General features: G+C 61.8%; 18 protein-coding genes. 10 read left to right on the forward strand and 8 right to left on the reverse strand.

Annotation, left to right across the window (positions count from 1 at the left end):
- The first annotated feature begins 7 nt into the window (after positions 1–7).
- On the forward strand, positions 8–649 hold the full coding sequence (locus tag ACGYLX_RS09200) for a potassium channel family protein (RefSeq protein WP_394448879.1): 642 nt from the start codon (positions 8–10) through the stop codon (positions 647–649).
- Between the two features lie 5 nt (positions 650–654).
- Here the strand turns inward: ACGYLX_RS09200 and ACGYLX_RS09205 are convergent, their stop codons facing one another.
- The 8 genes from ACGYLX_RS09205 to ACGYLX_RS09240 are packed head-to-tail and all read right to left on the reverse strand — an operon-like array spanning position 655 to position 8,933.
- Positions 655–1,371, reverse strand: a complete 717-nt coding sequence (locus ACGYLX_RS09205) for a cytochrome c oxidase assembly protein (protein WP_394448881.1) — start codon at positions 1,369–1,371, stop codon at positions 655–657.
- An 18-nt stretch (positions 1,372–1,389) separates the two neighbouring features.
- Positions 1,390–1,719: a hypothetical protein gene (locus tag ACGYLX_RS09210; protein WP_271689213.1), complete on the reverse strand. Its 330-nt coding sequence runs from the start codon at positions 1,717–1,719 to the stop codon at positions 1,390–1,392.
- The gene (gene ctaD, locus ACGYLX_RS09215) at positions 1,716–4,253 is read right to left on the reverse strand and encodes a cytochrome c oxidase subunit I (RefSeq protein ID WP_394448883.1); all 2,538 of its coding nucleotides are present in this window, start codon (positions 4,251–4,253) and stop codon (positions 1,716–1,718) included. The genes ACGYLX_RS09210 and ctaD overlap by 4 nt, the downstream gene beginning before the upstream one ends.
- On the reverse strand, positions 4,250–5,191 hold the full coding sequence (coxB, locus tag ACGYLX_RS09220; RefSeq protein WP_394448885.1) for a cytochrome c oxidase subunit II: 942 nt from the start codon (positions 5,189–5,191) through the stop codon (positions 4,250–4,252). Before coxB ends, ctaD begins: the two co-directional genes overlap by 4 nt.
- A complete protein-coding gene (locus ACGYLX_RS09225) occupies positions 5,188–5,688 on the reverse strand; it encodes a c-type cytochrome (RefSeq protein WP_394448886.1) in 501 nt (166 codons plus the stop codon). The genes coxB and ACGYLX_RS09225 overlap by 4 nt, the downstream gene beginning before the upstream one ends.
- 8 nt (positions 5,689–5,696) lie before the next feature.
- Complete coding sequence (locus ACGYLX_RS09230) at positions 5,697–6,515, reverse strand: c-type cytochrome (protein WP_394448888.1); 819 nt, start codon at positions 6,513–6,515, stop codon at positions 5,697–5,699.
- Between the two features lie 22 nt (positions 6,516–6,537).
- Positions 6,538–8,322: a GMC family oxidoreductase gene (locus ACGYLX_RS09235; RefSeq protein ID WP_394448890.1), complete on the reverse strand. Its 1,785-nt coding sequence runs from the start codon at positions 8,320–8,322 to the stop codon at positions 6,538–6,540.
- Positions 8,322–8,933 carry a gluconate 2-dehydrogenase subunit 3 family protein gene (locus ACGYLX_RS09240; protein WP_394448892.1) on the reverse strand — a complete coding sequence of 204 codons (612 nt, stop codon included), beginning with the start codon at positions 8,931–8,933 and terminating at the stop codon, positions 8,322–8,324. The genes ACGYLX_RS09235 and ACGYLX_RS09240 overlap by 1 nt, the downstream gene beginning before the upstream one ends.
- 207 nt (positions 8,934–9,140) lie before the next feature.
- On the opposite strand from ACGYLX_RS09240, the gene ACGYLX_RS09245 reads away from it, so the two are divergent.
- From ACGYLX_RS09245 to ACGYLX_RS09285, 9 genes are all read left to right on the forward strand, one after another.
- Positions 9,141–10,157, forward strand: coding sequence for a sodium:calcium antiporter (locus ACGYLX_RS09245; RefSeq protein ID WP_394448894.1), 1,017 nt, complete (start codon positions 9,141–9,143; stop codon positions 10,155–10,157).
- 92 nt (positions 10,158–10,249) lie between these two features.
- A complete protein-coding gene (locus ACGYLX_RS09250; RefSeq protein ID WP_394448896.1) occupies positions 10,250–11,017 on the forward strand; it encodes a PRC-barrel domain-containing protein in 768 nt (255 codons plus the stop codon).
- Positions 11,018–11,077: 60 nt separating this feature from the next.
- Positions 11,078–12,679 carry a sodium:solute symporter gene (locus ACGYLX_RS09255; protein WP_394448899.1) on the forward strand — a complete coding sequence of 534 codons (1,602 nt, stop codon included), beginning with the start codon at positions 11,078–11,080 and terminating at the stop codon, positions 12,677–12,679.
- Positions 12,680–12,682: 3 nt separating this feature from the next.
- A complete protein-coding gene (locus tag ACGYLX_RS09260; protein WP_394448901.1) occupies positions 12,683–13,810 on the forward strand; it encodes a mechanosensitive ion channel family protein in 1,128 nt (375 codons plus the stop codon).
- A 47-nt stretch (positions 13,811–13,857) separates the two neighbouring features.
- Positions 13,858–15,468, forward strand: a complete 1,611-nt coding sequence (locus tag ACGYLX_RS09265) for a BCCT family transporter (RefSeq protein WP_394419048.1) — start codon at positions 13,858–13,860, stop codon at positions 15,466–15,468.
- A 394-nt stretch (positions 15,469–15,862) separates the two neighbouring features.
- Positions 15,863–17,434, forward strand: coding sequence for an ABC transporter substrate-binding protein (locus ACGYLX_RS09270; protein WP_394448903.1), 1,572 nt, complete (start codon positions 15,863–15,865; stop codon positions 17,432–17,434).
- An 82-nt stretch (positions 17,435–17,516) separates the two neighbouring features.
- Complete coding sequence (locus ACGYLX_RS09275; RefSeq protein ID WP_067268104.1) at positions 17,517–18,473, forward strand: ABC transporter permease; 957 nt, start codon at positions 17,517–17,519, stop codon at positions 18,471–18,473.
- 2 nt (positions 18,474–18,475) lie between these two features.
- Entirely contained in the window at positions 18,476–19,294 is an 819-nt protein-coding gene (locus ACGYLX_RS09280; protein ID WP_394448906.1) for an ABC transporter permease, read from the forward strand.
- A gap of 19 nt (positions 19,295–19,313) precedes the next feature.
- Positions 19,314–20,930, forward strand: a complete 1,617-nt coding sequence (locus ACGYLX_RS09285) for an ABC transporter ATP-binding protein (RefSeq protein WP_394448909.1) — start codon at positions 19,314–19,316, stop codon at positions 20,928–20,930.
- Positions 20,931–20,939: the final 9 nt, after the last annotated feature.

The raw sequence follows: 20,939 nt of genomic DNA on the forward strand, positions 1-20,939 counted from the left end.
ATTACCCATGCGTATCGTCATCATCGGCGCGTCGAGCTTTGGCCTCGCCATTGCGGAGGAGTTGATCGAAACCGACCGCGAGGTCGTGTTGATCGACAAGTCGCGCGAGTTGTTGGAGCAGGCGGCAGAGCGGATCGACTGCGGCATGATAGAGGGCGACGGCAGCAACCCAGACGTGCTGCGCGAAGCCTTTCGCGACGAAGACGATGTGTGCATCGCCGTAACCAACGCCTCCGAGATCAACATTCTGGCGGCGCTCATTGGCCGGTCCATCGGCTATGGCCGCGTGATCCCGCAGATCACCTCGAACGCGCTGCTGCGGGTCTGTTGCGAGTTGGGCTTGGACGACGTGATCAACCCCCATGCCAAGGTGGCCGAAGACATCGTCGACATGCTGACAGGCGATGACGATGCGATGAAAGATCCGCTGCTAAAGGACGATCTGTTGCTGACCCGCGTCACCGTGCCTGATCGCTTGGCCGGGGAACGGTTGGACCTGCCGGGCCAAGGCCGCGTTGTGGCCCTGATCCGGGATGGGGAAGAGCAATTGCCGGGGCGGGATGTCACCATGCAAACGGGCGACGTGCTGATCGTGGTTCTGCCGCGCGACAGGCAGGAAGACCTGACCAAAGCCTTCGCGACAGACTGATCCGCTCAGCCCGCGCTTTGGGCCAGTGTATCTTGCCGCAACAGTTGCCGCACCTGAAGCGCCACCAACACCATGAACAGCCCGCCGCCCGCGACCCACATCAACGCGCCCGCGAGTTGCTGGTCGGCCAAGGCCGAGAGCCCGTAGGGCAGGGCGGTCAGCTCGTGCCAGCCATGCCACACCGTGGGGGCGAGGGTGAGGGTCACCGCAAAGGCGGTCAACTGTGCCGCGGTAAAGACCGCAGGCACCGCCGCCTGCGCCCCGGCCCCGCGAAACCCCATGAAGAGTGCAATCGCGCAGCCCGTCAGCGACAGATGCATCGCCCAATAGACAAGGTCGGATTGCAGGGTCGCCGCATAGGGCGTCGGGCTGTGCCACCCCCAAAACAGCAGGGCAAAGACCAAGGCGAGAGGCCAGAGCAGCAGCCGTACCTTCGGCAGCGCCGCCGCGATCATCGGTGCGGCAATCAGCGTGAGCAGAATATGCTGCCCCACCCGGGCCGAGAATAGCGCCATTGAGGCCGCGCAGAGCGGGGAGATGAACAAGAAGGCCACCAGCGCAGCACCGCTCAGCGCTTGGCCCCGCCGCTCGGCCCGCGTCCAGAGCAGGGCCGCGAATGCCAGCAGCCCGACCAGCAGAAAGGGGTCGAGGGTCCAGCGGGTCAAAAGCTCTCCGGGGAGGGGCGGTGTGCCGCAGAATGGGGTATAGGCGTCCTGTTGCATGAGGGGTCTCCTCTCTCTCTATCCGTGGCAGCCGGGCAGGATCAGCACCGGGGTTAGATTGGCCAGCGTGGCGATGAGCGAGATCAGCCCGGTCCACCATCCCGCGCGCAAAAGGGCGGTCTCATCCCGGTTCAGGTCCGACCGCCGTCCGCTATGCGCGCCCCGCCACATCCAAAAGATTTGCACCATCGCCATGGCAAGCGTCAGCACGACGGCGATGATCAGCAGGTGGTCCTGCCCCAGCAGCGCGCGCGGCGCGCAGGCGGCCGAGATCAGCGCGTAGATCAGCGTGAAATGCAGCGCCCAGAGCAGGGCCGGTTTGGCGATGCCTTTGGTCAGACCTCTCATATCGCGCCTCCTGCCAGCAGATAGGCCGCCGCCGTGACCCCGCCCATGATGGCCACCACCTTGGCGAATGTGGCGATCAGCAGGTTGGGCAGCATCTGCCCCGACTGAACCGCGCCAACGGCCTTGCGCAGCGCATTGATCAGGGACCAGTAGAGCACCACGGCAAGGTATCCCGCCACGAAGGCGAAGAGCGCCCAGCCCACGGCGGCATAGGCCGACCCATAGGGATCGACCTCTTGGATCGACAGGAACAACAGCGCGCCCAAGGCGATGGCCCCCAAGGCCAGTCCCAGATCGACGGCGATGACCGATTTGACCTTGGCCCCATAGGCCGCCCGGCGGCTGGCCCAGCTGAACAGCAGCAGGCCCAAAGCGGCGAGGGCTGCCAGACCCGCCATGAGCGGATCAGCGGCGGGTGTCGTCTCGGCCCAATGGGGCTGGGTGTTCCACAGGTAAAGCCCGGCAAAGAGCAAGGAGGCAAAGAGCGCGGCGGAGATCAGCATGGTGCCCACCACCGCCAAATGCAGGTGACTGCGCGGATCGACGATATTGACCGGCAGGCGCAGTTTGCCCAAGCCGCTGTCGCGCAGCACGCCGCTGTCCGACGGCTCCCAAATCCACGCGGTGATCCCCGCCAGCGCGATGGCGAAACCAACCGCCACCAGCCAATAGGCCGAAGCCAGCGTCGCGCCAAAGCCAAGGGCCAGACCGAAGGCCGTGATCAGCGGCACCCATGTCGGATGGGGCAGGCGCACGATCTGCATCGGCGCGCCGGTCACGGGGTCATTGCCCATAGTCTCGCGCCGGTGGTCGGTGGTGGGGCGCAGCGCGCCTTCGACCTTATGGGCCGGGCGGTCCAGCAACTCGGGCTGATCCCAAAGCGGCTCACGCGAGCGGACGGTGGGAATGGCGTGGAAGTTGAACCCCGGCGGGATTGGCGGATAGAGCCACTCCAACGTGCCCGCGCCCCAAGGGTTGCGCCGCGCGCGCAGCCCGTGACGCTGGTGCCAAAAGAAGTCGAAGACAAAGAGCACCACGCCCGCGGCGAGGATGTAAGAGCCGATCGACGACAGCATGTTAAGCCGGTCCCAGCCCAGCCCCTCGGGGTAGCTGGCGATCCGCCGCGGCATGCCACGCATGCCGGTGAGATGCATCATGAAGAAGGTTACGTTGAACCCGATGAACATCAGCCAAAAGACCCAGCGGCCCAGCGTGTCCGACATCATCCGCCCGGTGAAATGCGGCATCCAGTAGTAGAGCGCGCCGAACATCGGGAAGACGAAGCCGCCGATCAGCACATAGTGCAGATGCGCCACCACGAAGTAGCTGTCATGGGCCTGAAGGTTGAAAGGCACCGCGGCCACCATCACGCCGGTGAGGCCGCCCAACACGAAGATGAACAGGAAGCCGAGGATGAAGAGCATCGGCACCTCCATCCGCGGCTTTCCCTGCGCCAGCGTGGCGAGGAAGCAGAAGATCTGCACCCCCGTCGGGATTGCCACCATCGTCGAGGCGGCCGAGAACAGCGTCAGCGACATCACCGGCAGGCCCGTGGCGAACATATGGTGCGCCCAGAGACCGAAGCTGAGGAAACCCATCGTCACCACCGCCGCCACGGCGAAGCCATATCCGAAAAGCGGTTTTCCCACGAAGGTCGGCAGCATCGTCGCCACCATGCCCGCAGCGGGCAGAAAGATGATATAGACCTCCGGGTGACCGAAGAGCCAGAACAGGTGCTGCCAGAGCAGCGGGTCGCCGCCGAGTGCAATGTCGAAGAAGGGCAGGCCGAGCAGTCGTTCCGCCTCCAGCAGGATCGAGCCGATGATCAGCGGCGGAAAGCCCACGGCGATCATGAAGGCGGTGATCAGCAGATACCACATTAGGATCGGCATCTTGGTCAGGCTCATCCCCGGCGCGCGGGTGCAGAGGATCGCGGCGATGATCTCCACCGCCGCGGTCACGCTGGCGATCTCGGCGAAAGTGATGCCGATGAGCCAGAAATCCGCCGAGAGGTCTTGCGTATAGGCGCTGGTCGAGAGCGGCACATACATGAACCAGCCCCCCGCGGGCGCGGCGTCAAAGACGAAGGACGACAGCACGATGATGCCGCCGAAGAGGTAGCAGTAATAGCCAAGGGCCCCGAGCCGCGGAAACACAAGGTCGCGCGCGCCCACCATGAGCGGGATGAGATGCACCGCGAACCCCTCAAGCATGGGGATCGCGAAAAGGAACATCATGATCGTGCCATGCATCGTGAAGACTTGATTGTAGGTCTCGGAATCGAGGAAAGTATTGTCCGGCACGATGAGCTGCGTGCGCACCAGCAGGGCGAGGAAGCCAGCGATCAGGAAAAAGACGAAGCCGGTGACGAGGAAGCGTTTGCCCACCACCCGGTGACTGACCGAGGACAGATAGCGGATGCCCGGTGGGGCGTCCCAGATCCGCTCGAACCCTTTGTCAGGCGCGCCCTTGGCGCTGCCGGAATAGGTCTGATCCTCGGGCAGATCCACGACATATGCTTTACGGTCCGTCATTTAAGGCTCGCCAGATAGGCCGAGAGCGCGCGCAGGTCGGGCCCCGGCAGATGGTTGTAAGAAGGCATTTTGGCCCCCGGTTTCATCGCGGTCGGGTCCGCGATCCAACCCGCGAGCGTGCCTTGGTTCATGCGGTACATCCCCGCGCCAAGGCTGCCGCGCGCGCCCACGCGGGTCAGGTCGGGCCCAAGCGTTCCGGTCTCAGCCACGCCGCGGATGGTATGGCAGGCGGGGCATCCCGCCTCGACAAAGACATCGCGCCCGCGGGTCAACTCCGTGGTGGCCGCGTCTCGCGCCTCGCCACTGCTGCGCTGCATCCAAGCGTCGAAGTCTTCGGGCTCCATCACGACGACCTCAAAGGCCATCTTGGGGTGCGACAGCCCGCAAAACTCAGCGCATTGCCCGCGGAAACGCCCTGTTTCGGTCGCCATGACCGGCAAGCTGTTCACCCGGCCCGGAATCATATCCATCTTGCCGGTAAGCTTGGGCACCCAGAAGGAATGGATCACGTCGCTCGATTTCAGCCGAAAGGTTACCGGGCGGCCTTTGGGAATGACGATCTCATTGGCGCCGCGCATGGCCCAGCCTTCGGGGTCATAGACCACGTCCCACCAGAATTGCTTGCCGGTCACTTCAATGACCAGCGCTTCTGGGTCTTCCAAGGTGATGCGTTGCAGAATGACGGTGGAAAAGCCCATCAGGATCAGAACCGAGACGAGCGGCAGGGCAATGCCCCCCGCCCAGATCCACCATTTGCGCGGGGCGAGCTTACCGGCCAGGACGCCCCAGACGAAGAGCAGCAGCAGCACGAAGACCACGCCGAAAGCGATCGTCATGCCGATGGTCAGCCCGTTGATCGCCGTGGCGCCGACTCCCTCTGGCGCCAGGGCGGATTGCACGCCGTATTCGCCAAGCGTGGACTGTGCGGTCTCGCTCATTCGCGCACCTCCGATCCCAGAAGATAGGCGGCAATGTCGCGCGCTTCGTCACGTTTCAGGCCAAGGTTCGGCATGGCGGTCTCAGGGCTATGGGCGGGCGGGTTCATCAACCAACGGGTCAGATCGCCGGGGCGGTTCGGCAAGACGCCCGCCACATAGGATTGTCGGGCGAAATCATGCAGATCAGGGCCAACGGTACCTTGGGCATCGCGCAGCCCCGGCACGCGGTGGCAAGCGCCGCAGCCATGAAGCCGGATCAGGGCAACCCCGCGCTGCGGGTCGGCATCCAGAAACCGGCGCGAGGCGGCTTCGTAATCCGGGGTCTTTTCCACCAGTCCTTGGCGAATGTTGATCCGGGCCCAGTCCGACACCTGTTGCGAGGCTTCTCGGATCGGTCCTGACACAGCGGCGGCAAGGCTGCTTTGCGGCGGCAGGGCCGACCAGACCATCGCGAGGCCAGTCAGCAGCAGAACCGATATGACGGTGAAGACGCGCATGCCTCAGCTCACTGCGTCGGCGCCGTGGAAGGCTCCAACAGCGGTGACGTCTCGGGCGGCAGCGGCTGCGTCGGGCGGACACGGTTGTAATAGGCGCTGACGGCTTCGATGTCTTTCTGGGTCATCTTCTTGGCGATGGCGGACATGACGTTGTCCACGTCGTTGTCGCGCTTGCCCTCTTTCCACATCTGCAATTGATGCGCCATGTAGCTGGCATATTGCCCGGCAAGGTACGGGACCGAAGGCGGGTTGCCGAGGCCGCTTGGCCCGTGACAATTTACACAAGCGGGCACGCCGCGCTCAGCCGAGCCGACAGCGCCAAGCTGGCCGCCCCATTGCAATGTCATGCCATCCACATCGCCCAAAGGCGGGGTATAGGGGGCCGATATCGTGGCGTAATAGGCCGCGACGGCCTCCATCTCTTCTTCGGTCAACTTATTGGCGATGCCCGACATGACGCGGTTCTGCCGGTCGCCCGAGGCATAGTCCTTGAGCTGCTTATAGGTGTACCACCCGGCCTGACCGGCCAGCCGGGGGAAGGCGCCCGAGCCGTCGCCCGCGCCATCGCCGCCGTGGCAGGTGATGCAGGCCATACCGCTGTCGCCCGCCTCGGATCCGCCCATGGCGACCAGCCGACCCAGCTCCAGCACATCGTCGTCGACCTCGGTGTTGACCGTCGCGTTGAAGCGCAGAACGTCGTCTTGCAAACGTTGCTCCATCGCCGAGATGCCGGGGGCGGCCTCGTAATTCTGGGCGCGGATGAAACCGGCGGAAATGCCGAAAACGGCGATCGCGCTACAGGTCGTCAGAACGGTACGGAATGTCATGGGGCGGTCCTTTCGATCTGTCTTAGGCATCCATCAAGGGGCCGGGGTTCGGCAGGTAGTCGCGTTTCATGTGTTCAAGCGTCCAATAGGCGAGGCCCATCAGCGGCCCTGTGGGGTTGTAGCCAAGGTTCTGCGGGAACAGGCAGGCACCGAAAACGAAGACGTTGTGATGGTCCCACATCTGGCCATAGCGGTTGACCACGCTGGTTTCGGGGTCGGTGCCGATCACCGCGCCGCCGACGTTATGAGTGGTCTGATAGGGGACGATGTCATAGTGGCTGTCGATCGCCGCATTGTTGCTGCCGCTAACGGAAGTCACATTGTCCATCTCGCGGGCGACTTCCATCGCGCGCTGCATCACATAGTCTGACATCTTGCGGTCATTCTCGGGGAAATCGAAGGTCATGCGTAGCAGCGGGCGGCCATAGGCATCGGTCCATGTCGGATCGAGGTCGAGGTAATTCTCGGGCGTCGAGACCGAAGAGCCATGCACCACCAAATCGGCGTGATGGTTGTAGTTCTCGCGCACCGCGCGTTTCCACTCCGCACCCCATTTCGGCGTGCCCTCGGGCACCGGCTGATAGCCGATCGGGCGGCCATGGTATTGTTTGCAGGCGATATAACCGCCGCCGACGAAACCCAGATCGCTATGGTCGAAATTATCGCCGTTGTAATCGTCGATCACCACGCCGAGCGCGCCCGCACCCATATAGGGGTCGGTCTTCACGCTGTCGTCGAAGAAGGCATCGACCCCGGCCACGGTTTGATAGCTGTAGTTGCGCCCAACGACGCCGGTGCGGGTTTCGGGGTCATAGGGTTTGCCAAGGCCGGAGACGAGCATCAGATGCACGTTCCACAGCGCATAGGCGTTCATGCAGATCGTATCGGCAGGCTGAAAGACCTCTTTGCCGTTCTCATCAAGATAGATCGCACCGGTCGCGGTCTTGCCGTCTTCGCTTTTCTCGATGCGCAGCACCTGTGCGTTCAGGCGGATCTCGAAATTCTCGTGGTCCTTGATCCGGTCATAGACGCAGATGATCGGGTCGGCCTTGGCGTAGTAGCCGCAGCCGAAACGCTCGCAAAAGCCGCAATAGGTGCAGGGGTGCAGCTGCGCGCCATAGGGGTTCACATAGGCTTTGGTCACATTGGCCGAAGGCATGGGGAAGGGGTTCAACCCCATCCGCTCGGCCGCCTTGCCAAAGAGCGTGTTGGAGATGGGCTGGCGCATTGGCGGGTTGGGGTAATCCGCGCTGCGCGGCCCCTCAAAAACGTTCCCCCCGGCAAGCGCCTCGCCGTTTAGATTGCCAGCCTGCCCGGCGGCTCCGCAAATCCGCTCGAAAAAGTCGAGATGCGGTTCAAGCTCATCATAGGTGACGCCCCAGTCCTGAATACTTAGGTCGGGGCCGATGAAATCTTTGCCGTAGCGTTCCTCGTAGTGGCTGCGCATCTCAAGGTCAGACGGCAGGGGCCGCCATAGCTGGCCGTTCCAATGGATGCCCGCGCCGCCAAGGCCCGATCCGGGCAGGAACGACCCCAGCCGCCGCATCGGCAGTGCCTGCTGGTCACGGTTATTGCGAAAGGTCAGCGTCTCTTTCTTGACGTCGACCATATGCTCGTAACGGTGGGCGTATTTAAGCTCGTCATGCTCCTCGGGCGCGCCGAAGGATGTGGCGGTATGGCGTTGTTTGCCCCGCTCCAGCACGACGCAGCGCTGCCCGGCATGGGCCAACTCGTAGGCGGCGGTCAGGCCGGTCCAGCCACCGCCGATGATCAAGACATCCGTTTTGGGAAGTTTTCTGGGTGCCATCACTCGGACCCTCCGCCAATCGCGCGGGGCGGATAGGGGGAGCCGCCACGATCATGGCCAATGCCGCGCGGCGGCGGCGTGACCGAACGTTCGTGTTCGTCCACCCGCTCAGTGTAATAGGCATGCGCCCCCGGGAACCCGACCATGCGCCAGCCGGCGTAATCATGATTGCCCAGATAGATCGGATCGGCGAAATAACCCTGCCGCGTCAGCTTCCACAATTCGGCGATCAGAGTGCCGATAAAATCATCCCGGTTCGATAGATCTTCGACATGATCGGCGCGGGCGGTGGCATCCATCGTGGCAAAATCCCCCAATTGGCGGGCCTGTTCTATCCCTTGGCGAAGGAGTTGGGCCGGTGTGAACTCAAGCTGATACCCCTGTTCGGCCACAGCCCCATCGGGAAAAGGCGGCTCAAGGTAGAGCCCTTTCCCCGCGCCATAGGCCGTGGCCATCTGGTAATCGATAAAGTCGACCACGCCGGCCTGAGAGGCCGAGGGAAACTCATCTTGGGGAATGAAAACATCGACGATGGCGGCCATCCACCGCGCTTCGTCATTCGTAAAAAACGCCCAAGGCCGATCATCGCGCGCAGCAAATGCGTGTTGCACCGGTAATCCGACAGTCGCGGCACCTGTACCAAGTGCGATTTGGGCTAAAATAGCTCGCCGTGAAAAGAGCTTTGCCATAAATTGCGGCTCCGCTTGAAAAATAGGTCTGCATCACAACAACGGTAAACTTCCCGTGGGGTTCCGGAACTTTGTGAACATTTTTACTAATTCGCGCGAACGGATCGCCCCCTCGCGCGTTGACCGGGCATGTTTGCAAGCCTTTCCACCCCGATCCTCTTCGCTCTTGGCAGCCTCGCCGGGCTTATCATTCTGGTGACCGGCTACCGTATGACGGGGCTCAGCGACCAGATCGCGGACCGGACCGGCTGGGGCGAGGCGCTTGTCGGCGCGGCGCTGCTGGGGGCCGCGACCTCCATGTCCGGCACGGTCGTTTCTCTGACCTCGGCTTTGGATGGGCGGGCGTCTTTGGCTTTCTCGAACGGCATCGGAGGCATCGCGGCGCAGACGGCATTTCTGGCCTTGGCCGATATGATCTACCGGCGGGCCAATCTGGAACATGCGGCAGCCGATCTGGCGAATGTCTTTCAGGCGGGGCTTTTGCTGCTGCTGCTAACGGTGCCGCTGATGGCCTTCACCGCGCCGGAGGTTGCCTTTTGGGGCATCCACCCGGCCAGCATCGCGCTGTTTGCGCTTTACGCCTATGGGATGCGCGCCACCGCTCGCCTGCGGGAAGAGCCGATGTGGCACCCAGTGTCCACCTCGGACACCCGCGCGGATGAGCCTGAGGACGACGAAGAGGCTGCAAAACCCGTCGGCGCTTTGGTCGTGCCGTTTTTGATCTTGCTGGTGCTGATGGGCCTCTCCGGTTTCGCCGTGGCACGGATTGCGGCGGAAATCTCGGACCGGTTTAACCTTTCTGATACAGTGGTGGGGGCGACTATGACGGCGGTGCTTACGTCTCTGCCTGAGCTTGTCACCACCTTGGTCGCGGTGCGGCGCGGGGCGCTGCAATTGGCCGTGGGCGGGATCATCGGTGGCAATACGTTCGACACGCTGTTCCTCACCCTGTCGGACATCGGCTATCGCGACGGATCGCTCTATCACGCAATCACTGCGGATGACCTGTTTTGGCTCACCGTGGCGATGATGATGACGGCGGTTCTGATCCTTGGCCTGATCTTCCGGCAGCGCAAAGGGATTGGTTGGGAGAGTATCGGCCTTCTGGTGATCTACGCAGGCGCGCTTGCGGTGCAGGTTCTCTAAATTCACGTAACAAGGGAACTATCTCATCAAAATCCCGTTACTCCTATGATGCTACCGGCTTTGCCCGACCGAATTTTCAGCAGGAGATAATCATGAGAAACGCGCCGCTTCTAGCAATTACGCTGATTGGCAGCCTTGCCGCCACGGCACTGCGATCCGAGGCTGAGACACCGCAATTCATTCCCCAAGACACGATGATCGCCCTGTCGAGCCTGAATGGTCACAAGCTGTTTTTGCCCGCCAAGGATGAGCCGCTGGCCGAGATCGACCTCGAAGAATTGAAAGAGCCCATGGAAGGCTGGACCATGGCCGGGCAAATCTCCGAAGTTGTCATCAGCCGCGATGGGACACTGCGCGGCATCATCGTCGATGCAGGCGGATTTCTGGGCAAGGGGGTCACGCGGGTGCTCTCTCTCGACGACTTGCGTTTCCTGCCGGACGCGGATGAAGAGAACGAGTTCTTCCTGCTCTTTACCGGGCAGAAAGAAGACCTGAAAGCCGCACCGGAATACAACGAAGACGACGTGCGCCTGCGTGCCGCCGATATGCGCGAGGGCGGCGAAAAGATCGAGATCGTTAAATTGAGCGATCTGGATTCCGAAGAATTCCTCGGGCTGGCGACCTTTGGTCAAAACGACAATTGGATTGGTGAAATTTCGCAGGTCACTTTTAGCGAAGATGGCCAGATCAAAATGGTGATCCTAGACATCGGCGGCTTCCTTGGCTTGGGCGAAACGCAGGTCGCCGTGCCGCTGGATATGATCGAGTTGCGCCGTTTGGGCGGGGACGATCTGCGGGCCTATGTCTCGGCGACGGAGAAGGAATTGCAGGAAATGGAGCCTTGGGAAGAGGATAACTGAGCCAGTGGCCGCGCGGGCCAACCTCGGAATTAGGCGCAAAGAATATTCTAGGAGAACATAATGGAGAGCGCGAAATTTGATCTACACGTCATCGACTATGCGATTGTGGTGGCTTATTTTATCGGTGTCGTCGCCCATGGCATTTACGTTTCGCGCAAACAATCAGGCGGGTCTGAGGATTACTTCCTCGCCGGTCGGTCGCTGCCTTGGTATCTGATCGGTTTCTCGCTTTTCGCCTCCAACATGTCCGGCTCCAGCTTTGTGGGGCTGATGGGCGGGGCCTATGCGAATGGCGTTGTAATCTTCAATTACGAATGGACTGCGGCGCTGGTCTTGATCCTATTCGCGATCTTCATTCTGCCGTCTTACCTGCGGGCCAAGATCTCGACCGTGCCGGGATTTCTGGAAGAGCGCTATGACGTCCGCTCACGTCGGGCGTTTTCGCTTTTCACCATCCTCGCCATCATGTTCATCGACACGGCGGGCGCGCTTTATGCGGGTGGGTTGGTGATCTCGAATGTCACCGGCTACCTCAACCTTTGGGCTGCCGTCGCCGTGCTGGCTTTGGTCGCGGGCATCTACACCATTCTGGGCGGTCTTTCGGCGGTTGTCGTGACCGATACGGTGCAGGCGATCTTGCTGATCATCGGGGCCGCCGCCCTGTTCTGGATCGGCCTTGATGAGATCGGCGGCTGGGAGGAACTGTTCACCGGCACGCCCGAAGATATGACCCATATGATCCTGCCCGCGGATGATGATTTCCTACCGTGGACGGGGCTGTTGGGCGTTATCCTGCTGGGCTTTTACTATTGGACGATCAACCAGTTCGTCGTTCAGCGGACATTGGGAGCAAAGGACCTAAAGGAAGGGCAGATCGGGGCCATTTTCGCCGGTTTCCTGAAACTGCCGAACATCTTTTTGATGGTGCTGCCGGGGGTGATTGCGCTCAAACTCTACCCCGATCTTGAAACGCCTGACCTTGCTTTCCCCACGCTGGCGTTTGAGTTGATGCCGATTGGCGTGCGCGGGCTGATCATGGCGGCGCTGATTGCGGCGATCATGTCCTCGCTCGACTCCGCCTTGAACTCTGCCTCGACCTTGGTGGTAAAGGACTTTGCCGAGCCGATGTTCAACGTGAGCGAAGAACGTCAGGTCTGGATGGGCAAACTGGTCACCGCGGGCGTCATGGTCTTTGGTGCGATCTATGCCCCGATGATTGCCGGGTTTGAAAGCCTGTTCAGCTATTTCCAATCCTCGCTGTCCTATATCGTGCCGACCATCGTGGTGGTCTATATCCTCGGCCTGATGTTCAAACGGTTGAACGGCAACGGCGCGTTTTGGACGATCATGTTTGGCCTCATCATCGGCATTCCGCTTTTTGTGCTGAAAGAGGTGACGAATTACTGGGCCTATATGGGGCTGCCGGAAATCCACTATACGGTGATGTCCTCGATCATGATGACCATCGGGATCATCCTGCATTTCGGTATTTCCTACGCCACCTCGCCGAAGGAAAAAGAGAATATCGAAGACCTCGTTTGGCAGGGGGAAGAGGCCAAGGAGATCTTTACCCAATGGGAGAAACCGCTGTGGCAGGATCGCACCCTCTGGGCCGGGCTGCTTGTCGTGGCCACGCTGGCGATGGTGGTTTGGTGGGCCTAAGCGATGGAGACGCTGGACCGCATAGCGACAGGTATTTCAACGCAGCTTGAGGCCGCACCCGATTTCGTCAGCCCCCTTCTTGCCGTGCTTCTGGCCTGCGCGGCGGGGCTGGCGGTGCATTGGATCGGATACCGTATCCTCGACCGCGTGATCTCGGAAAAGAACATCACCGGGCGGTCCTTGCTGCGCCGGGCGCGCAGGCCGCTGCGCCTTGCCGCCGTGGTCGCAGCACTCGCTTGGGTTCTGCCCAATGTCCGGCTCTACGGCTGGCAGGACGGGGCGGCGCATCTGTTTTTGGTCTTGCTGATCATCCTCGTCGGCTGGACGCTGATCCTGCTGACCAATCATTTCGCCGAACGCGCCGTGCGGCGGCATCGGCTGGATGTCGAAGACAATCTTTCGGCCCGCAAGTTCGTGACCCAAGCGCGCGTGCTGCGCCGGACCGTGACCATCATCTTGGGGATTTTCACCGCCGCTGGGGTGCTGTTGACCTTTGAAAGCGTGCAGAAATACGGGGCCGGGCTTTTCGCCTCGGCCGGGGCGGCGGGGCTGGTCGTCGGGCTGGCGGCCCGCCCGGTGCTGACCAATCTGATCGCGGGGCTTCAGATCGCCATCACTCAGCCGATCAGGCTCGAAGATGTGGTGATCGTCGAAGACGAATGGGGCTGGATCGAAGAGATCTTCGCGACCTATGTCGTCGTGCGTCTGTGGGATTGGCGGCGCATGGTGGTGCCGCTGTCTTATTTCATCGAAAAGCCGTTTCAGAATTGGACCCGCGAAAGCGCGTCGATCATCGGCACGGTGTTTTGGTATCTCGATTACACGGTGCCGATTGGCGAAATGCGCGCGAAGCTTGAGGAACTGGCCAAAGCCTCCCCCCTATGGGACGGGCAGGTGGTCAACCTTCAGGTTTCCGAGACCGAGAAAGACAGTATCGCCGTGCGCGGTCTTGTTAGCGCCCGGACCTCACCACAGGCATGGGATCTGCGCTGTGAAATCCGGGAGAAGATGATCGACTGGCTGCAAAAAGAGCATCCCCAAGCTCTGCCGCGTCGGCGCGGGAATATGGAGATCCGCAGCCGTGATGAGCCGGACATGTCATCGAAAGGTGAGGCTCCGGTGACGCCCTAAAGGGGGCGCAGGGCCGACCAAGGAAACGAACAACAAAGGAAAAATAGGTGGAAAATCTCGCACGGCGTCTTGGTCTGAAAACGGACCCGGTCATCTTTTTCATTTCAGCCGGGCTCGCCGCGCTTTTCGTTCTGCTCTTGATCGCGGTGCCCGAACCCATCGGAGACATCTTTGCCGTGGGTCGGGCTTGGGTCGTGACCAATCTCGGCTGGTTCTTCATTCTTGGCGTGAATGTCTGGCTGGGTTTTCTGATTTGGGCCGCCGCGTCGCGCCACGGCCATATCCGATTGGGGCCGAAAGGCTCTGAGCCGGAGTATTCGAACCTGTCGTGGTTCACCATGCTTTTCGCCGGGGGCATCGGCACCGTTCTCATGTTCTGGGGCGTGGCCGAACCGATCAGCCATTTCCAGAAACCGCCATTGCCGGGGGTGGAACCCTATTCGGAACAGGCGGCGAAAGATGCGATTTCAATCGCGATCTATCACCTTGGGCTGCACACTTGGGCGATTTTCACGCTGCCCGGTCTGGCCTTCGCCTATTTCATCAACCGCTATGATCTGCCGGTGCGCGTCAGCTCGGTTTTTTATCCCCTGCTGCGTGAGGGTATTCACGGGCCGGTGGGCAAAGCCATTGATATCGTGGCCATCTTGGGCACGATCTTTGGCGTGGCGGTGTCCCTCGGTCTCGGCTCTTCGCAGATCGCGGCGGGGCTGTCCGAGCTTTTCGGCTGGGATGCTTCGACCTTTTTGAAGATCATGATCCTCGCCGTGCTGACCATGGTCGCCGTCGGCTCGATCGTGGCGGGGCTCGACAGCGGGGTGAAGCTCTTGTCGAATATCAACATCGGCATGGCAGTTCTGCTGATGATCTTCGTGCTGGTGACCGGATCGACCCTGTTTCTTTTGCGCGGCATTGTCGAAACCGCGGGGCTTTATCTGCAAAACCTGCCGCGGCTGGCCTTTTGGAATGATATGTTGGCCAATCGAAACCCGTCGAACGGGGATTGGGGCTGGCAAGGGGATTGGACGGTCTTTTACTGGGCGTGGACGGTCACTTGGTCGCCCTTCATCGGGCTGTTCGTGGCGCGGATTTCACGGGGCAGGACCATTCGCGAATTTGTCTTTGGCGTTCTGCTTGCGCCGACGGCCTTCACGCTGATCTGGTTCTCGATCTTCGGCTGGCAGGCCATCGGCTTTGACGGCATCGGCACGGCGGCGCGGGAAGCGATGGGCGATCAGGCGGGCGAGATCAGCCGGGCGGTGGCAGAGAGCATCCCCCTCGCGCTTTTCGTCTTTCTTGAGCATTTCCCCTTCACGCTCTTCGTCCAAGGCGTGGCGATCATCATCGTCGCGATCTTCTTTGCCACCTCGTCGGACTCGGCCTCTCTGGTCGTCGATATGCTCTGCACCGGCCATGCCAAACCCGGCCCTGTGCGCCAGCGGGTCTTTTGGGGCCTTGCCGAAGGGCTGGTCGCGGCGATGCTGATCCTGCTGACGGGCGACACTGGGCTCACCGCTTTGCAGCAGGTGATCACCGTGGTGGGGCTGCCGATCTTTGTGCTGGTCTGCATGATGATACCGTCCTTGGTGCGCGGCTTTAAGCTTGAGGATATCGACAATGTTTCGGTCAACGGGCGGCCAAAGCTAGGGGATTTTTAAGGCGGTTTGCGGCCCCGACTGACCGCCGGTTTGCAGCGGTCGCAGGAGGGGTGGCGGGGGAGGTCTCCCACCCGCCACCCCTTAACATCTTGATCTTCCCGTAAAACATCACTAGCCGTAACGTAACTTCGCGACAGGCGACCGGGGTATCTATACCCCGGCGTCGGAACCGGCTATGCCTATGGCCAAGATCGTTGCGGCGGGCGAAATGCCGCGACGGATCGCAGCGCAGAGGGGCGCGCGCCATCCTTTGGCCGCGTGTTTCGACCGCGCCTGCATCTGGGCAAAGCGCCCACGCCAGTGCGAGGGCGGCGGCCAATGACGCGGCACCGCAGCAAGACGCCGAGCGCTTTGTCAGAGCGTTCGAGCAAGAAAACAAACAAAGGGGGATACAATGACCAATTTCACAAACCGTCAAACCGGCCCGAGCCGTCGCAGCTTTCTAGCCGGGACCGCCGCCGCCGTGGGGGCAGGGCTGATCCTGCCACACGGGGCGCGGGCACAGGCGCAACCCAAGAAGGGCGGCACCCTGCGGGTGGGCTTTACCCAAGGCTCCACTTCCGACAGCCTTGATCCGGCGACCTTCAACAACGACTTTATGTTCGCCAGCGGCTATGCGGTCTTTAACACATTGACTGAGATCGCCCCCGACGGCACCGCCCAGCCCGACCTTGCCGAGAGCTTTGAGGCCAGCAGCGATGCGGCCACATGGACCTTCCGCCTGCGCGAAAATGCGCAATTCTCGGACGGCAAGACGGCCACGGCGAATGACGTGATCGCTTCGATCCGTCACCACATGGGGCCCGAGTCCAAATCCGGTATCAAACCGCTGCTTGAGCAGATCACCGATATCCGCGCCGATGGCGATAAGGTCGTGATCTTTGAACTGGCCGCCGGCAACGCGGACTTCCCGTTCATCTTCAATGACTACCACCTCGGCATTCGCCAAGACACCGGCGATGGCACGATTGACCCCAACAGCCGCATCGGCACCGGCGGCTATGTGATCGATGTCTTCGAGCCGGGCGTGCGGGTCGAACTCTCGCGCCGCGATGACTACTGGAAAGAAGGCCGCGCGCATTTCGACAAGGTCGTGATCCTGAAAGTCGGCGACCCGGCGGCCCGGATGAACGCCCTGATGACCGGTGAGGTCGATCTGATCGACCGGCCCGACCTAAAGACCATCAACCTTCTGGGCCGCGCGCCCAACGTGAAGATCCACACCCAAGACGGCACGCTGCATTACATCATGCCGATGCAGACCAACACGGCGCCCTTCGATGATCTGAACGTGCGCATGGCGCTGAAATACGGCATCAACCGCGAAGACATGATCGAAAAGGTTCTGCGTGGCTATGGCACCGTGGGCAACGACCAACCGATCTCGCGCTCCATGCCCTATTACAACGACGATCTGGAACAGATCACCTATGATCCCGAGCGGGCGAAGTACCACCTGAAACAGGCGGGTCTGGAAAGCCTCGACGTTACGCTCTCGACTTCGGATGCGGCGTTCAACGGGGCCGTGGATGCCTCCGTGCTCTTCGCCGAAAGCGCGCGGCCTGCGGGGCTGAACATCGACGTGAAGCGCGAACCGGATGACGGCTATTGGTCGAACGTCTGGCTGCAAAAGCCCTTCTGCTGCTCCTATTGGGGTGGTCGTCCGACGCCTGACCTCATGTTCTCGACCGGCTACGCCGCCGATGCGGAGTGGAACGAGACCAAATGGGACAATGAGCGCTTTAACGAGCTGCTGCTGCAAGCGCGGCCCGAGTTGGACCAGACCCGCCGCGCCGAGATGTACGGCGAGATGCAGAAGATCGTGAAAGAGCAGGGCGGCGCGCTGATCCCGGCCTTCGGTCAATATGTCTCGGCCATGAGCGAAAGCGTTCAGATGCCCGAGGAAGTGTCCGAGATGTGGGATCTCGACAGCCAGCGCTTCATCGAACGCTGGTGGATGTCCTAAGCCACAGCTTCACGCGGGCGGCCCCCAAGGGCCGTCCGTTTCCCGCACCAATGGCCCGCCCCGGGCCGGAGAAAACCTTAAAATGTCCCGGCTTCAGAAGCTTGTTATCGGCCGAGTGTCCCTCGGCATTCTGACCCTCTTTGTCGTATCCGCCCTCATGTTCGTTGGCATCGAACTCTTGCCCGGTGATCTGGCGCAGCAGATCCTTGGCCAATCGGCGACTGAATCGACCCTCGCGGCCTTTCGCGCCGAGCTTGGCCTCGATCAGCCTGCGCATCTTCGGTATTTCGATTGGCTCGGCGGTGTGCTGCGCGGCGATTTCGGCACCTCTCTGGCCTCGGGGCGCGAGGTGTCTGAGCTTTTGGGCCCGCGGCTTGCCAATACCATGTTTCTGGCCGTCTATGCCGCCGTCATCGCCGCCCCGCTGGCGGTGATCCTTGGGCTGCTGGCGGCGCTGTGGCGCAACACGCTGTTTGACCGCGGCGTCAACCTGACCGCGCTTTCCGCCATCTCCATGCCCGAGTTTTTCGTGGGCTATGTCCTGATCCTGTTTTTGTCGATCAAAGCGGGCGTCTTCCCCACGCTGGCACGGATCGACAGCGCCACGGGGCTTTGGGACGCGCTCTATCGCAGCTTTCTGCCCGCGCTGACGCTTATTCTGGTGGTCGTGGCGCATATGATGCGGATGACGCGGGCGGCCATCATCAACGTGCTGGCCTCGCCCTATATTGAGATGGCCCGCCTCAAGGGCGTGCCGCGCTGGCGCATCATTCTGCAACACGCGCTGCCCAACGCGCTGGCGCCGATCGTCAATGTCGTGGCGCTGAACCTTGCCTATCTGGTGGTCGGCGTGGTGGTGGTCGAGGTCGTCTTTTCCTACCCCGGTCTTGGCCAGTTACTGGTCGATGCGGTTTCCAGCCGGGATTTCCCGGTGGTGCAGGCCGTGGGGCTGTTCTTTGCCGCTGTCTATATCACGCTGAACGTTCTGGCCGACATCATCTCGATCATGTCGAACCCGCGTCTGCGGCACGGGAGATAACGATGAAATCTTTGCTGAAATCCGCGCCTCCTTCGGCGATCTTTGGGATGGTGGTGCTGGTCCTCGTGGCCATCACCGGACTTTTCGCCCCGTGGATCGCGCCCTATGGCGAGACGGACGTGGTGGGCGACGCCTATCTGCCGTGGAGTGGTGCGCATCCGCTTGGCACCGACAATCTTGGCCGCGATATGCTGTCACGCATGATCTTTGGCGCGCGCAATACGGTTGGGCTGGCGCTGCTGACCACGGCCATTTCCTTTTCGGTCGGGGCCACGCTGGGGATGCTGGCCGCGCTCAAAGGCGGCTGGCTGGACGAAGTCCTGTCGCGGCTCGTCGACGTGTTGATGGCCGTGCCGCCGCTGATCCTGGCGCTGATGCTCTTGGCCATTGTCGGCCCCTCGATCCCCAATATGGTCGGGGTGATCGCGGTGATCTATGTGGCGCCGGTCTACCGCCTGTCGCGCGCGGCGGCGATGAATGTGGTGGGCCTTGATTTCGTCGAGGCCGCCAAGCTGCGCGGAGAGCGCACGCCGTGGCTGCTGCGGCGCGAAATTCTGCCCAACATCTGGTCCACCCTGATCGCTGAATTTGGCGTGCGCTTTTGCTTTGTGTTTCTCTTTATCGCGGCGCTGTCCTTTCTTGGCATCGGGATCCAGCCGCCCACGGCGGATTGGGGATCGATGGTGAAAGAGAACGCCACCTTGATCAGCTTTGGCGATATCACCCCGCTGATCCCGGCGGCGGCCATCGCCTTGTTGACCGTTGCGATCAACCTGATCGTCGATTGGATGCTGCACCGCGCCAGCGGTCTGAAAAGTTAACCGAGCAGGGGCCAAGCATATGGGAAATCTTTTGAACATTCGCGGTCTCCGGCTTGAGGCAGGCAGCCGCGCGCGGCCCAATGTGATCATCAAAGGGCTCGATCTGGAACTGGACCGGGGTGAGGTGCTGGGCCTCGTCGGCGAAAGCGGGGCGGGCAAAAGCTCCGCCGGCTTGGCGGCGATGGGCTATGTCCGCGACGGGGTGCGCTTTGCCGGGGGCAGCGTCGAATTCGACGGCACCGAGTTGATCGGCATGGGGCGCGGGCAATTGCGCCGGTTGCACGGCAAACGCATCGCCTATGTCGCCCAATCCGCGGCGGCAAGCTTTAACCCCGCCAAGACGCTGATCGACCAATATACCGAAGCGCCGCGTTTGCACGGTGTCTCGGGCCGCGCGGCGGCAGAGCAGGACGCCGTTGCGCTCTACCGTCAGATGCAATTGCCCAACCCCGAAGAGATCGGCTTTCGCTACCCGCACCAAGTGTCGGGCGGCCAGTTGCAGCGGGCGATGACGGCGATGGCCATGGCCTGCCGCCCCGACCTGATCATCTTTGACGAGCCGACGACCGCTTTGGACGTGACCACCCAGATCGAAGTGCTGGGCGCGATCCGCGATATTGTCGAGCAATATGACACGGCGGCGATCTATATCACCCATGATCTGGCGGTGGTGAGCCAGATGGCCGACCGCATCTGCGTGATGAAGGATGGCGCAGCGGTGGAGACCGCGCCGACCAAGACCATGCTCGACGCCCCGCAAGAGGACTATACCCGCTCGCTCTGGGCCGTGCGGTCGTTTCGCCGCCCCGATGCAGAGGCGGGGGAGGCTCCGGCGCTGATCCGCTGCGAGGGGGTTTCGGCGGCCTATGGGCCGATGACCGTGCTGGATAATCTCAACTTTACCTTTCCGCGCGGCCAGACCACTGCCGTCGTCGGGGAAAGCGGGTCGGGTAAATCAACCCTCGCCCGGGTCATCGCAGGCCTGTTGCCCCCCGTCGCCGGGCAGTTTTTCTGGAACGACGCGCCGCTTGAGCCGCAACTGGCCAAACGCGGGGCCGAGACGCTGCGCAATATCCAGATGATCTATCAATCGGCGGATACCTCGCTGAACCCGCGCCACAGTATCCGCGAGATTTTGGCCCGCCCAGTGCGCAAGTTCACGGGCCGCAGGGGGCACGAGCTTCAAGCCCGGGTGGCGGAACTGATGGATTTGGTCGACCTCGACCGCGCTTTCCTTGACCGCAAACCCAGCGAACTTTCGGGCGGACAGAAGCAGCGCGTGGGCATCGCGCGGGCGCTGGCAGCCGAGCCGGAGTTCATCATCTGTGACGAGGTCACCAGCGCGCTGGATCAATTGGTGGCCGAAGGGATCCTGCGGCTTTTGGTGCGTTTGCAGACCGAGCTGGACCTGACCTTCATGTTCATCACTCATGACTTGGCCACGGTAGAGGCGATTGCCCATAAGGTGATCGTGCTCAAGAATGGCCAGATCGTAGAGCAGGGCGGGCGTGATGAGATCTTTGGCGACCCAAAGCAGGCCTATACCAAGCGGCTGCTGACATCGGTGCCGCAGATGGACCCGGAATGGCTGACCGAGGCCCGCGCGCGGGAGCGGTCCCTGCGCGAGGCGCAGTAGGGTCGCAGG

It is taken from the genome of Sulfitobacter sp. 1A13496 (assembly GCF_043557225.1).
In the GTDB taxonomy this organism is placed as follows: domain Bacteria; phylum Pseudomonadota; class Alphaproteobacteria; order Rhodobacterales; family Rhodobacteraceae; genus Sulfitobacter; species Sulfitobacter faviae.